21 protein-coding genes and 1 tRNA gene (1 of these 22 only partly in view) are annotated in these 12,629 nt (G+C 42.4%); all 22 read right to left on the bottom strand.

Annotation, left to right across the window (positions count from 1 at the left end):
- Window positions 1-256 carry the 5' portion of a 30S ribosomal protein S11 gene (locus tag A994_RS05550; RefSeq protein WP_004030362.1) on the bottom strand. It extends 143 nt beyond the left edge of the window, so only the first 256 of its 399 coding nucleotides appear in the window; the start codon lies at window positions 254-256; its stop codon lies off the left edge, out of view.
- 9 nt (window positions 257-265) lie between these two features.
- Window positions 266-847 carry a 30S ribosomal protein S4 gene (locus tag A994_RS05555; RefSeq protein WP_004030363.1) on the bottom strand — a complete coding sequence of 194 codons (582 nt, stop codon included), beginning with the start codon at window positions 845-847 and terminating at the stop codon, window positions 266-268.
- Window positions 848-865: 18 nt separating this feature from the next.
- Entirely contained in the window at window positions 866-1,318 is a 453-nt protein-coding gene (locus A994_RS05560; RefSeq protein ID WP_004030365.1) for a 30S ribosomal protein S13, read from the bottom strand.
- A gap of 214 nt (window positions 1,319-1,532) precedes the next feature.
- Window positions 1,533-1,617: transfer RNA gene (locus A994_RS05565), tRNA-Ser, on the bottom strand.
- A 332-nt stretch (window positions 1,618-1,949) separates the two neighbouring features.
- Complete coding sequence (locus A994_RS05570) at window positions 1,950-2,912, bottom strand: RNA-guided pseudouridylation complex pseudouridine synthase subunit Cbf5 (RefSeq protein WP_004030366.1); 963 nt, start codon at window positions 2,910-2,912, stop codon at window positions 1,950-1,952.
- 40 nt (window positions 2,913-2,952) lie between these two features.
- On the bottom strand, window positions 2,953-3,183 hold the full coding sequence (locus A994_RS05575) for a 50S ribosomal protein L14e (protein ID WP_004030367.1): 231 nt from the start codon (window positions 3,181-3,183) through the stop codon (window positions 2,953-2,955).
- The gene (gene cmk, locus A994_RS05580; RefSeq protein ID WP_004030368.1) at window positions 3,171-3,701 is read right to left on the bottom strand and encodes a (d)CMP kinase; all 531 of its coding nucleotides are present in this window, start codon (window positions 3,699-3,701) and stop codon (window positions 3,171-3,173) included. The genes A994_RS05575 and cmk overlap by 13 nt, the downstream gene beginning before the upstream one ends.
- Before the next feature lie 7 nt (window positions 3,702-3,708).
- Complete coding sequence (locus A994_RS05585) at window positions 3,709-4,017, bottom strand: 50S ribosomal protein L34e (RefSeq protein WP_004030369.1); 309 nt, start codon at window positions 4,015-4,017, stop codon at window positions 3,709-3,711.
- 124 nt (window positions 4,018-4,141) lie between these two features.
- Window positions 4,142-4,711: an EMC3/TMCO1 family protein gene (locus A994_RS05590; protein ID WP_004030371.1), complete on the bottom strand. Its 570-nt coding sequence runs from the start codon at window positions 4,709-4,711 to the stop codon at window positions 4,142-4,144.
- 210 nt (window positions 4,712-4,921) lie between these two features.
- A complete protein-coding gene (locus A994_RS05595) occupies window positions 4,922-5,479 on the bottom strand; it encodes an adenylate kinase (RefSeq protein ID WP_004030372.1) in 558 nt (185 codons plus the stop codon).
- Window positions 5,480-6,826 (bottom strand): preprotein translocase subunit SecY, encoded by a 1,347-nt coding sequence (gene secY, locus A994_RS05600; protein ID WP_004030373.1) that lies wholly within the window; start codon window positions 6,824-6,826, stop codon window positions 5,480-5,482.
- A 71-nt stretch (window positions 6,827-6,897) separates the two neighbouring features.
- On the bottom strand, window positions 6,898-7,338 hold the full coding sequence (locus tag A994_RS05605) for an uL15 family ribosomal protein (RefSeq protein ID WP_004030374.1): 441 nt from the start codon (window positions 7,336-7,338) through the stop codon (window positions 6,898-6,900).
- A gap of 164 nt (window positions 7,339-7,502) precedes the next feature.
- Window positions 7,503-7,955: a 50S ribosomal protein L30 gene (locus A994_RS05610; RefSeq protein WP_004030376.1), complete on the bottom strand. Its 453-nt coding sequence runs from the start codon at window positions 7,953-7,955 to the stop codon at window positions 7,503-7,505.
- 9 nt (window positions 7,956-7,964) lie between these two features.
- Complete coding sequence (gene rpsE / locus A994_RS05615; protein ID WP_004030377.1) at window positions 7,965-8,612, bottom strand: 30S ribosomal protein S5; 648 nt, start codon at window positions 8,610-8,612, stop codon at window positions 7,965-7,967.
- Complete coding sequence (locus A994_RS05620; RefSeq protein ID WP_004030378.1) at window positions 8,612-9,193, bottom strand: 50S ribosomal protein L18; 582 nt, start codon at window positions 9,191-9,193, stop codon at window positions 8,612-8,614. The genes rpsE and A994_RS05620 overlap by 1 nt, the downstream gene beginning before the upstream one ends.
- Before the next feature lie 13 nt (window positions 9,194-9,206).
- On the bottom strand, window positions 9,207-9,653 hold the full coding sequence (locus A994_RS05625; RefSeq protein ID WP_004030379.1) for a 50S ribosomal protein L19e: 447 nt from the start codon (window positions 9,651-9,653) through the stop codon (window positions 9,207-9,209).
- 295 nt (window positions 9,654-9,948) lie between these two features.
- On the bottom strand, window positions 9,949-10,275 hold the full coding sequence (locus A994_RS05630) for a 50S ribosomal protein L32e (protein WP_004030380.1): 327 nt from the start codon (window positions 10,273-10,275) through the stop codon (window positions 9,949-9,951).
- Window positions 10,276-10,280: 5 nt separating this feature from the next.
- Window positions 10,281-10,814 (bottom strand): 50S ribosomal protein L6, encoded by a 534-nt coding sequence (locus A994_RS05635; protein ID WP_004030381.1) that lies wholly within the window; start codon window positions 10,812-10,814, stop codon window positions 10,281-10,283.
- A 10-nt stretch (window positions 10,815-10,824) separates the two neighbouring features.
- Window positions 10,825-11,217 carry a 30S ribosomal protein S8 gene (locus A994_RS05640; RefSeq protein WP_004030382.1) on the bottom strand — a complete coding sequence of 131 codons (393 nt, stop codon included), beginning with the start codon at window positions 11,215-11,217 and terminating at the stop codon, window positions 10,825-10,827.
- Between the two features lie 10 nt (window positions 11,218-11,227).
- Window positions 11,228-11,380: a 30S ribosomal protein S14 gene (locus tag A994_RS13035; RefSeq protein ID WP_004030384.1), complete on the bottom strand. Its 153-nt coding sequence runs from the start codon at window positions 11,378-11,380 to the stop codon at window positions 11,228-11,230.
- The gene (locus A994_RS05645) at window positions 11,381-11,902 is read right to left on the bottom strand and encodes a 50S ribosomal protein L5 (protein WP_004030385.1); all 522 of its coding nucleotides are present in this window, start codon (window positions 11,900-11,902) and stop codon (window positions 11,381-11,383) included.
- A 1-nt stretch (window position 11,903) separates the two neighbouring features.
- The gene (locus A994_RS05650; RefSeq protein WP_004030386.1) at window positions 11,904-12,629 is read right to left on the bottom strand and encodes a 30S ribosomal protein S4e; all 726 of its coding nucleotides are present in this window, start codon (window positions 12,627-12,629) and stop codon (window positions 11,904-11,906) included.

Raw genomic sequence — 12,629 nt, forward strand, 5'->3', positions numbered from 1 at the left:
GTCCGTTTCCACCAGGTGCTCGCACTTTAATGTGCAGACCTACTATTCCTTTTTCCTTAACATCATCTGCTGCCCTACTTGCTGCTTCCATTGCTGCAAAGGGTGATGATTCCTGTCTGTCTGCGCGGACAACTTTACCACCAGACCACTGGCTGATGGTTTCTGCTCCGGTAACATCGGTGATGGTGATGATGGTGTTGTTAAAGGATGAGTAAACGTTGGCTACTCCCCATTTTTCTTTTGTTTTTTCTGCCATGTTATCACCTTATCTCCTATTTCTCCTTCCTCTTCCTCGATATGAGTCCCTTCTTGGTTTTTCCTTTTTAGGTTTTTCCTTTTTAGGTGTTTCAGGGATTTTGAGTTTTATAACTGCTGAACCTGGATAGTATCCGATTAGTTCTTCTTCTCCTCTTTTCACCAGGTAACTGGGGGAGTCGATTTTTCGGTTGTTCATGGCGATGTGTCCGTGAACCACGAATACTCGTGCTTCTTTAGCGGTGTATGCCAGTCCTTTCCTGTGAACCACTGTCTGTAGTCTGCGGCGTAGCACATCTTCCACTGTCAGGTCCAGAACATCTTCCAGTTTAGCATTTTCTGGTAGTACACCTATGGTTACCAGGTGGTTCAGGAGCTGTTGTCTTTCAGTGGAGTTATGTTCACTGGACATACCCAGTAATTCCCTGGCGTCTCTCCTGTACCTTTTAACCATAGTTTCGGCTTTCCAAACTTCTTTCTTGTTTTTTAAGCCGTATTTCTGAACTAATTTGTTTTCCTGTTTTATGCGGTCTGCATTCCAGGGGTGTGAAGGGGTATCGTATTGTTTCCTTGCCTTTCTTGGATGTCCCATGTTAATCGTCTCCTGAGTTTATCCTCTTCTTCTCCTTCTAACTCCCACGGAGCTTCCTTTACGGAATGTGGATTTGGTTCTCTGACCCCTTACTGGTAGTCCCACTTCGTGTCTTCTACCCTTGTAACTTCGGGTTTTCTTCATACGGTTGAGATCATCCCTGAGGCACATTACCAGATCTGATTCTATGAGGTGACCGGTTTCACCGGTTTCATAGTCATTACGACGGTTAAACATCCATTCAGGTATTTTGCCGTTTTTAGGATTTTTAACGGCTTCTTCAAGGCGTAAGACTTCCTTATCTGACAGATATCCTATTTGCTGGTTTGGATCAAAATCCATAGTAGTGCATATTGCACCGGATAATGCCTTACCAATTCCCTTTATATCGGTCATGGCGTTTATTATGGTCTTGTTCCCGTCTACATCTTTACGGGCGATCCGGACCATGTGTTTGAATTCTTCTTCCATTTAAAATTTCCTCCAATATATTCACTGTATTTAAAGTATCTCTGGGGTTCATGCGGATCATCAGTCACAACCGGTTAGGGTTGTCTGAAACTTTACTTGAATCCCCTTTTAATTGAGTTTGAATTGATTATGATTTAATGATCATTACAATTGTCATTCAATTATTCAACAATTTCATCTAACTATATTACTAAACAAAATATGTTTTGATGAACGCCGGGACTGGGATTTGAACCCAGGCGGAGCAAAGCTCCACAAGATTTCCAGTCTTGCGCCTTACCAGGCTAGACTATCCCGGCATAAGATTATATTCTTGTGTTTGTGTAATATAAACTCTTTGCTAATTAGTTATATCTTTACCTAATATCTGGTGATATTGGACAATAGTGTGTAGAACAATCTATTGTGAAGGAACATCTATTCCTATTGTGAAAGAAACATCCTATCCCTATAATGAAAGAAACATCCTATCCTATAGTGAAGGAACATTCTATTCGTACGAGACGTTAATAGTAATGTGAGATGGAACATTCTACTGGTTTTATTAGACGTGTTAAAAAACCCATTAAATATTATTTGTGTATAGCGGGTTTGGTGGGAGTCCAGGTAAAGAGTAGATTATAAATTTTTTTTACTTCCACATCATAGGGTATGTTCCTGGTTCCATAAAAACCTTTTTTATATTTACCATGATTCCACTACCAGCCTGGTCAATTTCAGTGGTGGTGGCCAGTGACTCACCAGCAGCCACCAGTTCACCCTTAAGGGTCATGACCGCCAGGGTATCCTTTCTTTTAATACCTTCACTGAGCTGGAGAATTCCACCTGCTGCCAGATCTGCACCATGGCATAAGGCATCTATTGCGGAATCTCTTACCACTACTTTTTTAAGATGACTGGCTGCTCTTTCCATGGGGAGCACGCACTCCCTGAGGGGTGCTTCATCACCATCTTCAATCCAGTAATGGTAGGCATCATTAACATCCTGCAGGGTCTTCAGGGTTTCATCCTCGGTGAAGTCTGCTACCCGGGTTCTGCGCAGTTCTGCCATGTGGGCTCCACATCCCAGTGCTTCACCAATATCGTGACAGTACTTACGGATGTAGGTACCGGCTTCACAACCAATACGGAAGAGTGCATCCTGACCATCTATTTCCAGAATGTTCACGTAGTATATGGTCCGTACCCTTAGTTCTCTTTTGACTGCAGAGCGCATTGGGGGGGTTTGGAATATTTTACCGGTGAATTCCCCTAGAATATCACGAATACTGGTCTCGCCCACATCTTCATGGAGGCGCATGAGGCACACGTATTCTTTGGGTGCTTCCAGGAGTAGTTGTATGGCTCTGGTTGCATTGTCAATTCCAATGGGTAACACACCAGTGACCCTGGGATCCAGGGTCCCACCATGACCAGTTTTCTCACAGGGGAGAATCCTCTTAACCCATGCATCGATTTCATGGGATGTTGGGCCAGAGGGTTTATCCAGGTTGATAATACCCCGGGACAGGTGCTCCTCAATGGGCCTTTCTTCTGGCTTGGTGCCGTAGTGGGGATCTGTTTCCCCGTAGGCTTTTTGGAGGAGTTCTGCCATGTGAATAAAACCTTTTATTTAATTATGCTGCAAATTGTGTTTAAGCAATTGCTGCATCGAGTTCTTTTTTGATCTCCTCAGGATCTTCACTCTTTATTTCAATTACCTGGTCCAATGGCTCCAGGTGTTTGATGTTGCATCTGCGGTTTTTAACTGCACTTCCAACTACTTCTACGAATTTATCATCTATGATCTCGACTATTACGCATTTTTCACCGGCTTCTCTTCCGGAGATTTTCATACAAATTCTTCCAACTTCTATTGCTGGCATCTAATCACCTCAGTTACTTTTACTATGATTTGAGCAACACTATCCGCCTGAAAGGCGTGAGTGTTAATTACAATGTCATAAACATCCATGTTGTTAATGTCTATATTGTGTATGTCCAGGTACCTCTGGGCTTCACTAGCTTCTCGGGTTATGATTTCTTCTCGGGCAAGTTCTATGGATTTATTCTCCCTCTGGCTGATACGCTCTGCGCGAACATCCAGGGGTGCATTGCACCATACCTTCAAATCAGCATCTACAAAATAGGCTGAAATGCGGCCTTCAACAATGAGATCATCAGCATCGCGAGCTAATTCTGCCTGCCTCTTGTCTATTTCCTGGTCAATTTTAATGTTTCCTTCGGCGAATTTACTGAACTTGAGTACATCCATATTACTCTCTCGTGCCATCTGTCGGAAGACATCCCCTGCTGATATGTAGGGTATTCCTGTTTTTTCAGATAGTATGTGGGAGGTTGTACTGGTTCCACTTCCAGCTGGTCCACCGATGGTTATGATCATTTAGGATCTATTCCTCAATATCCTGGGATTGACTATCTTGAGATTCAGAAAGAGATCGGGCCTGTTCTTTGTAGAACCTGCGGGTACATTCTGTGCAGAGTTTACCACCGAATGGCCTGTTAGGTCGTTTTTTAGATTTGGCTAGTTTTCTTATCTGGTAAGGTCTTCCTCGTGGAACACCGTGTAAGAGTTTACCACATTCAGCACAGTGGTGCTTTTGAGGTTTTTTCTTCTTGTAGTGAAGGACAGTTTTGCCTCCAGGGGTTCTACGGAAGGTTCTTTTATACGTTCGTGATCTGTATCTTAATGCTGGCATTTTAATTATCTCCTTTATATAAGTCTTAAAATATTTTAAGTGAATGAATTTAAAATCCTGTGAATAAAATTAAATCCTTTAAAAGAATTTAATGAGGATCTGGAACTAATAACACCTGTTTGTATTAAATTCCCCCACTTTTAAGTCCCATCAATTTCCTGAAGATTATGGACATGGCAAATGAGCATAGAATGTACCATCCCAACCATTCAATGGCCATGTAGGGAACTCCTGGTGACTGGTGGTAAAACATGTGGAACAGTGGGACCAGTAGCACGTAGAATACAAATGATGGTAATTCAACCACTAATTTGTTGATTGCTGGCTGTGCAGCCATCCACCAGAAAACCAGCAGTATGGGTATGAAGGTAACGATCATGGGTTTGAAGGAGTTCATCATCATTTCCTTCTGCAGATCCATGAATTCAGCCTGTTTTTTCTGAACTTCTGCCATTGCTTTGGCATCCCCTGATTTCTGGGCTGCCATCATATCCTGCTGATAAACTTTCATTTCCTTCTGCAAAAACTGCAACCTGTCCTGGTCCACCAGTAGTTTGTTGGCCAGGGTTATGAAGAATGCTATTATGGTGGATATTACGAACACACCTAACATCGGGCCAAACATGGTGATCAGGGGCAGGAACACAAAGTCCAATGCACCAAATATTGGTTGAGTTATAAATTCAAATGCCATTTTTTGTTCCTCTTATACCCACAAAGGGTTTTTATCCCAAATGTTTCATTATAACGGGTTATTACCCTATAATTTTTACTTTTTTATTCAATATATTTCAAATTTTATTCTTATCCAAGAGTCTTATCTATAAATGATTCTTACCTTATAAAATCTTATCTATGGATTCTTATCTTGAATGTTTATATATGGATGGTTTTATCTGAAAATTCAGGATAAAGTATTTTTCATTTCTTCAACTGAACTTTCCAGATGGTCATTGTGATTCTCTATAATCTTAACCGTGGCTCCAGTGTAAACTGCGTAGGCCATGGCTGTGGCCCGGTTCATTTCTTGGTGCAGGTTAATGTCCTGCAGGCGTTCGGTGTCCCGGGTTCTGGTAGTGTCATTAACCCGTCTCATTAGTATTTCATCACCGTCTGCTTCAAGTAGGATGAACATGTCAGGTTGCAATTCATCCAGAACCCACTTGGGCAAACCTGGTAAGAAACCAGATGGAGTTTTAATGGTGCAGTGGGTATCCACGATAGTGTTGGCAACTTTCGCCCTTTCTCTTATGGTCCCAGCTGCCTTTTTTTGGACTTCTTTCTGGGTTTCAGGAGGGAGTTTGCGTATGGAATCCCTGTCTTCTACCAGTTGCATTTCCTGGGCTATTTCCAACATGACATCACCGTAATTCACATGAACATAATCTGTTTCTTTAAGAGCATGTTGAAGTACGGTGGTACTTCCTGATCCTGGTATTCCTGCAACTACAACAACTTTCATTTAATCACCTAAGAACTTCCTGAGCATTGGGTGCATGTCCATAAGCTGCTCCTGAGCTATTTCTTCATAGAGTTTGTACACAATACCCACAGTTAAAAGAACACCTGTTCCCCCACCCAATGCACCGGTTAAATCTGCTCCAAAGGCCAGAAGGCCTACGAAAGCACCTCCCAGGATTGTGATTGCAGGGATGTATTTTTTGAGTATTCTTTCAAACTGGGTACGACTACTCCTGAATCCAGGAATTTGCATTCCCATTCCATGTAATTGTTTGGCTACTGCCTTGGGCCCTATGTTACTCAGTTCCACCCATAACCATGCAAACAGTACACATGATGCGATGAATACCACACCATAAATTGCCACCTGCAGGGGGTTGGTCAGAATACTGGATAGTCCATAGGGTGTGGTTAAATAATAGGCTATTCCGCTAATGGCTTTACCATTGGATACTGTTCCTAAAATAGGGAATCCTAACTTCTGGAACAGTGCAGCAAATAGCTGTACGTTTAAGAGTAATGCACTGGTTAATATAACCGGCATGTTACTGGCATAGATAAACTTCAATGGGTACTTACCCCTGGCTCCCTTTACCCCACCGTATGATAGTGGTATTTCCACTCGCATACACTCAGCATAAACCACTATCAGGAATACTGCTATCAATGAGATAATTGGTATTAGCAGACTGAAATCTGGTTGACTGGTAGTTAAATAGTATATGAACTGGGGTATGGCACCAGAAGGTACTCCAGGTGCGGTTGGTGAGGATAATGGGTTTAAAGATCCAATGATTATCTGTGCTGAAACACCAGCAGCAATGAAGAGTCCTACTCCACTTCCGAATCCCCATTTGGATATTACTTCATCCAGGAATATGATCAGTATTCCTCCAATGGTGATCTGCAGAATCATGATCCAGACAAATTCTGGGGATGATGGTGCAAGTGCACCGGTAAGGACCAGTACTCCGCCCTCGAAAAGAGTGAATATGACTGCAAGGAGCTTCTGAATTCCCTGGTAGAATGCTTTATCATCATGCTGTGAGAGATCCAGGTTCAGGATCTTACCTCCAACCAGGAGTTGGAGTATGATGGATGCCGATACTATGGGTCCGATACCTAGTGTTAATATGGAACCGAAACTACCAGCCATTACTGCCCTGAGTTGGGCGAACTGGTCCACTGAAGTTGAACTTAAACCAAATAATGGTATCTGGGTAAGTACAAAGTAGAGTATCAAAATTACTCCGGTCCATTTTAATTTTTCTTTAAACGGGACCCGGTAAGTTGGTGATTTTACCTGGGGTAAGTATGAGAAAATGGGTAGAAGAGCTTCCTTCAACAATTGTTTTCACTCCTTATAAGGGAACATGGATTTTTTTTTAATATAGAATTCTACTGGTAAACAGAGAAATTCTACTGGAGACTAACAGCTTCTCCACCTTTTTCTTCAATTTTGGCAACTGCACTTGCAGAGAAGTGAGGTGCTTTGACGGTGAGAGATCTGGTTATTTTTCCCCTTCCCAGTACTTTATCATATCCTAATTGAGTGACATCAATGATGATGTTGTCACCGTCTTTCTGGGCTAATTCTTTTTCAACCAGTTTTTCTGCATTATCATCCAGGTAATCCAGGTTCACTGTTTTAAATTTATTGATGGTTTTTTGTGGTCTTTTGAAACCGTGTTTACCATATCGGTCCGGGTCGAATTTAACTACCCAGGTCCACATGTGTTTATGGCCTCCGGCTTTTCCTCTTCCACCACGGTGTCCGGCTCCTCTACGCTTTTTAGTACAGCCTCCACCAACAGATCGAGAACCACGCAATTTCCGTATTTTACGGGCTTTTCTTATCATGTTTACACCTTGATTTGTGATTCCATTTATTATTAAAGGAATAAATGGGTTTTTAAAATTTTGCAGTAATTACACTTTGCAAAACTCTCTCATTAATTCCATGATCTATTAAAAGGATCTAATATGATCCTATTTAGATATCCTATTTAGATCAGATATCCTATTTAGATCATTTTTTTGATGAGTAGGGATATTTCTTCTCCCCGGTAACCCAGTGTTCCTCCTTCTTTGAAACTTTTTCGAATGTGATTGTAACCTTTTCGTGGGGGGTGTAGTCTGAAAATTGGTTTTAAACCAGCTTCTTCCAGTGTGGTTTCTCCCTTGATGATGGCTTCTGACAGTTCCTCTGCTGAGGAGTAGTCTCCAGTCAAATCTTCAGGGGTGAACCTTTCCCTTCCAGGGAATCTTCCCCTTTTTTCTATGAGTTGGGTTAGGGTATCTGAGTCTATTTCACCCCAGGTTATGTAGTCCTTCCCTTTCCTGAGCATTCCCAGGTAACTGTCGTTTTCAGGTAAGAGGACTGCATGGTTGATTCTGGTTAAGCGAAGCATATCCAGGGTATCGGCTATGTCTCCCTTGATTCCAGTACGTCCCCTGACTCTTAATGCTATAATCATGATATCACCTTACTCCACACAGACGCCCAGTTTTTTAAGGTCTTTGGTTGGTGCTTTTACCATGCTTAACTTTTTGAGAGCATCGAATACTGCACCTGCAAAGTTGATGGTAGTCTGGGTCTGTCCCATGGTCTGGGACCATACATCGTCGATTCCAGCTAGTCCAAGGATTGTTTTACCAACGTTTCCAATTGCCAGTCCTACTCCACCAGGGGCGGGTATGAGGGTTACACGAACACTGCCTTTTTTACCTTCTACTTTGAAGGGTACGGTGTGTTCTCGTCCACAGACACATCCCCAGTCTCCGCATCCTCGGCGAACCTTGATGACATTGTATTTGGCGTTGTCCACTGCTTTTCTTATGGCGGGACCTACTTCTTTGGCTTTACCCTGTCCTAATCCAACGTAACCGTTTTTGTTTCCCACTGCTACTATAACCCGGAAGTTCACTTTACGTCCGGATTTGTGCATTCTCTGCACCAGGTTAACATCCATGACCTCTTCTTCGAGATCTGGGAGCAGGGAATCCACAATTTCCAGTTCCATGATAGGTAGGCCACGGTCGAATATCTCATCGATACTGGTGATCTGACCCTCCTTTACCATGCGACCCAGATTAGTTTTGGGTTCCCATTCTTCGGCGTTATAATCATTCATTATGATACCTCTTTTTCGATCTTTTCCTTGATACTTTGAAAGTGATCAGGTAAGTCCTTTGGGGATAATCCCCGCTGGATGTACTGGGAAAACTTCTTTTCCATTTCAGCTTTATCTAATGATTCAGCGTACTGGGAAATGTGTTCTCCCGTGATTCTATCTTCAGAAGGAAGGATAACATCGTTGTGAGGTACTTCTAGACCGGCATCTATTGCCCCTTTAAGTACTGCATAAACTCTTGATCCTTTAGTGGAAGTTGCCAGTCCCATGTCCAGGACTGCTTCAGTAATACCTTCTTTAAGAGCTTTTTTACCACATAAGTATCCGGTAAGGTAAGCAGCAGAAGTGTTTTTACCGCTGGCCAACCATCCCATGTTTTTCAATTCCTGGGAATGTGCTGAGACCAGGGTTTGGTCTCCTTCAATCTGCACATCTACTATCTGAGCTATGGTGTGATTACCAGTTACTCGAACTACCAGACGATGTTTGTCTAATGCGATGAGTTTTAATCTTGCACCGTAGTTGGTTTTTCCTTCTCTTCTACGTTTAAATGCTAATTTATATCTTGATCCTTGTGCCATTGTTATTCCCCCGTTATCTTAAAAGGTCGTGGTCCCTGGCGTAGGTTTTCATGTAGGATTTACTACGGAATGCTCCACCTTTAGCCATTCTGTACAGCTTACGGTAGGTGGTGCGGTTGATTTCTCGTTCATCCCTCATGCCTTTGAGGTCTTTTCGAAGGGCCCTGATGGTTGTCATCCAGGCTTGCTTTTTAGGGTTTCTTGCCCCTTTAGCTCCTTTTATACTTCCTCTACCTTTTCTTCTTCCTTTCTTCTTCTGTTCCGCTATCTTTTTTGATCGGTAACTGCTGATTCCCTTTTTGGGTCGTGCTTTAATGTAACCATCTTGGATGAGTTTGTTAACTCCTTCCCGGGTAATTGCCCGGGAAACCTCTTCCAGATTGTTAGGGTCTATCCAGACCCTGTTCACACCTACTTTGAGCAGGTCTGCAGCTAGTCTCTTTTGAGTAGTAAGATTCATAAAGAAACCTCCATGTCGACCTTTTAGAAAAAGGTCGATCAAAACTTTTTTTCCAATTCAAAATTTTCATTATTAAGAATTGGGGATGCTGATACTTCCCTTGCATCCGAATTTTTTTTCATTATTGTTTTTTTACTTGCCCTCAACACTTATAGTGTGTTGTAGGGGCCCCTTGATTTCCTATGATAAACCATCCCATTACAGGGGAAGGTTTTTAGGATATTTATGTTTGATTGTGCTTTTTAGGATTAAGTTAATGCCTTTTATGATTAGGATAAATAAATAAAGGAATTAATTAATTTAAGATTTTAATTCCAAGATCCTTTGCTTTTTTAAGCATAGCTTCCCTTTTCCTAAGTCCTACTGTTGAACCGATTCTTCCAGCCTGGGTTGCAGGATCCAGATTTTCCAGTTCTTTTAGGTTGCACACCAGGACATCCTGGTATCCAGATGGATGGAGTCCTTTGGTAGCTCTGGGTGAGCAGTAACCAATGGTGGGTATGGCAGGTTTACGAGCTTGGTACCTTCTTGCTTTACTGAGTTTACCCCTGGCTTTTCTCCAGTTTTCGCCCAGTTTTTTGTACCTGTGCCATTCCTGTCTCCTGAATTTTGGTTTCCTCATGAAGATCACTCCTTAGCCACCAGGTATATTCCATCCTGGAACACCCTGGGGTCTCTTCCCTTGATTTTAGTAGCCTGTTCAAGGTTGGCCATTGTTTGACCTACATCTTCCTTGTTTACACCGGTAACAGTTACTTCATCTCCCTGAACTTTAACCTGTGCACTGCCAACTATTTTGGCTGTACGAGGGTATCGTTCTCCCAGGAAGTTTTCAATGGTTACCTTTTCTTTGGCAGCTTTTACTGTCATTGGAAAGTGAGCGTAAACGATTTTCATTTTATAGGTGAACCCTTCGGTTAATCCTTGGATCATGTTGCTGATGTGAGACTTAATAGTACCCAGCATAGCTTTATCCTTCTTTTTGGGGAAGCGAGTTTCCAAGACCACCAGGTTATCTTCCTGTTTGATGGTGACGTTACCCTGTTTGAACCTGCGTTTGAGTTCTCCTTTGGGTCCCTTAACTGTTACATCTTGGTCAATGGTGACTTCCACGCCTTCTGGGATTGGGATTTCTTCCCTTAAAACCACTGCTAAAGCCATTTTTATCACCTTAATAAACGTATACCAGTAGTCTACCACCAATACCACGTTCTTTAGCTTCGTTGTGGGTCATTATCCCTTCGGGGGTTGTTACAATTAGTATCCCAAAGTTCTTGGATGGTAGGTATCGTTTTTCGAATTTTTCGAATTCATCTTTTTTCACGGCGTGCCTAGGCTTTATCACACCGCACTTGTTTATATTTCCCTCTAGTTCCACGGTGAACATGCCTGCTTTATCATCGTCGACAAATTCAAATTCACCAATGTAACCTTCTTTTTGCATCGTCCTCAGGACATGCCCAATCATTTTGGATGCAGGAGATACTGTACATTTATTGTTTCCCTGTATCTCATTATTCCGCATGTTAGTTAGGGCGTTGGCCAGAGGATCCATAAGAGTCATCTTGTCACCTCTAATTAAACTTCTTAAATCCTATTTTAGGGGCGAGTTCCCGGAAACATTGCCTGCAGAGCATTAGACCGTATCTTCGAACTAGTGCAGAGTGGTCTCCGCATCTTCTGCATTTCCTGGATGCCTTTCCGTATTTTCTGGGCAAAATAATCACCTATTCCTCTTTATCAGATTCTAGTCGAATCTGGAATTTTTCCTTCATGTACTCCATGGTCTCATCGGTTGTGACCTGGTGTTTTTGAGGAATGTGCTTCCGCTGTACTTTCCTTCTTTTTATCCTGTATCCAGGTTTTTCGAAGGTTATGTTAACGTTCATTCCGAATATTCCAATATCCGGGTCGTAGCGCATTCCAGGAATATCAATGTGTTCATGTATTCCAAAAGATAAGTTTCCCTGTTTGTCAAATTGAGTGGGACGGATTATGTTGTCAATTCCTGAAAGAATGAGTTTCACAGTTTCATCAGCCTGTTCACCACGAAGGGTTACTTTGCAGGCGATTGGTTGTCCTTTTCTAATTCCAAATTCTGGGTTGGTAACCTTGGAAGTAGTTCGCACTGGTTTCTGGTTACTGATACTCTGAAGGAGCTTTTCTGCTCGTGCCAGTCTTTCACCAGCTTCACCTACACCTACATTAACTGTGGCTTTGGCTATGCGTACCTGTTGCATAGGGTTCATTCTACTGGCCTCCAGGTAGTGAAATCACTGGTTTATCTTTTCCCAGGACAAAAACGTATTCCTGTAAGGTCTGGAATGTAGTTTCATCAGTTTCAATAAGTACAGTGTTGGGCATGGAACTGCGAGTGATGTTAATTTCTTTAACTGTTCCCTTCTCACCTATGTGCTTACCACCGGTGATAAGACCGATAGCTCCATCTTCGAATTTGATGGTATCTTTAATTTCCTGATCCGGCACATTGAGTAATACCACGTCACCAGTTTTGTAATCTTCTTCAGTCAGATAGTTTCGACCGTCGTGGAGGTTTAACTGTGTTTTACCACCTTTGATGGTGACTTTATCCTCAATACGACATAGTTTGAACTGGGTGTCTCCCTCTTCTATGGGGTGGAGTACAAGTTCTCCCTTTTCATCTGGAACTACTCTGTATGCTTTTCCACTTTTTGGGAGTTGGATTACATCCATGAATCCCACTGGGAATTTGTAGTCCTTACGAGCGCGACCGTCCACCAGTACTTCACCAGTGTTGATAATGATCCTGGCTTCACGGGCGTTGTCTGCTATTTTTAGTATATCACGAACTATGACTAGAAGTGGTAATGATCCCTCTATGGAGTGTGGTCCTGGACTAGGTTTGACAGTCCAAGTGAACTCTTTAGGGTGGATGGGCCAGTGTTCTGGTGCTTTGAACCTTTTTAAATGTTTTCTTGATCCCATTTTGGCCAT

It is taken from the genome of Methanobacterium formicicum DSM 3637 (assembly GCF_000302455.1).
GTDB lineage: Archaea > Methanobacteriota > Methanobacteria > Methanobacteriales > Methanobacteriaceae > Methanobacterium > Methanobacterium formicicum_A.

Bases quoted from the DNA above. Each gene is read 5' to 3' on its own strand.
- A994_RS05625 (WP_004030379.1), bottom strand. From the start codon at position 9,653: ATGAATCTTACTACTCAAAAGAGACTAGCTGCAGACCTGCTCAAAGTA.
- A994_RS05595 (WP_004030372.1), bottom strand. From the start codon at position 5,479: ATGAAAGTTGTTGTAGTTGCAGGAATACCAGGATCAGGAAGTACCACC.
- A994_RS05555 (WP_004030363.1), bottom strand. From the start codon at position 847: ATGGGACATCCAAGAAAGGCAAGGAAACAATACGATACCCCTTCACAC.
- A994_RS05570 (WP_004030366.1), bottom strand. From the start codon at position 2,912: ATGGCAGAACTCCTCCAAAAAGCCTACGGGGAAACAGATCCCCACTAC.
- A994_RS05620 (WP_004030378.1), bottom strand. From the start codon at position 9,193: ATGGCACAAGGATCAAGATATAAATTAGCATTTAAACGTAGAAGAGAA.
- A994_RS05590 (WP_004030371.1), bottom strand. From the start codon at position 4,711: ATGGCATTTGAATTTATAACTCAACCAATATTTGGTGCATTGGACTTT.
- A994_RS05630 (WP_004030380.1), bottom strand. From the start codon at position 10,275: ATGAGGAAACCAAAATTCAGGAGACAGGAATGGCACAGGTACAAAAAA.
- A994_RS05560 (WP_004030365.1), bottom strand. From the start codon at position 1,318: ATGGAAGAAGAATTCAAACACATGGTCCGGATCGCCCGTAAAGATGTA.
- rpsE (WP_004030377.1), bottom strand. From the start codon at position 8,612: ATGAATGATTATAACGCCGAAGAATGGGAACCCAAAACTAATCTGGGT.
- A994_RS05650 (WP_004030386.1), bottom strand. From the start codon at position 12,629: ATGGCCAAAATGGGATCAAGAAAACATTTAAAAAGGTTCAAAGCACCA.
- A994_RS05635 (WP_004030381.1), bottom strand. From the start codon at position 10,814: ATGGCTTTAGCAGTGGTTTTAAGGGAAGAAATCCCAATCCCAGAAGGC.
- cmk (WP_004030368.1), bottom strand. From the start codon at position 3,701: ATGATCATAACCATCGGTGGACCAGCTGGAAGTGGAACCAGTACAACC.
- A994_RS05645 (WP_004030385.1), bottom strand. From the start codon at position 11,902: ATGAACCCTATGCAACAGGTACGCATAGCCAAAGCCACAGTTAATGTA.
- A994_RS05585 (WP_004030369.1), bottom strand. From the start codon at position 4,017: ATGCCAGCATTAAGATACAGATCACGAACGTATAAAAGAACCTTCCGT.
- A994_RS05575 (WP_004030367.1), bottom strand. From the start codon at position 3,183: ATGCCAGCAATAGAAGTTGGAAGAATTTGTATGAAAATCTCCGGAAGA.
- A994_RS05610 (WP_004030376.1), bottom strand. From the start codon at position 7,955: ATGATTATAGCATTAAGAGTCAGGGGACGTACTGGAATCAAGGGAGAC.
- A994_RS05605 (WP_004030374.1), bottom strand. From the start codon at position 7,338: ATGATAAGAAAAGCCCGTAAAATACGGAAATTGCGTGGTTCTCGATCT.
- A994_RS05640 (WP_004030382.1), bottom strand. From the start codon at position 11,217: ATGACTCTTATGGATCCTCTGGCCAACGCCCTAACTAACATGCGGAAT.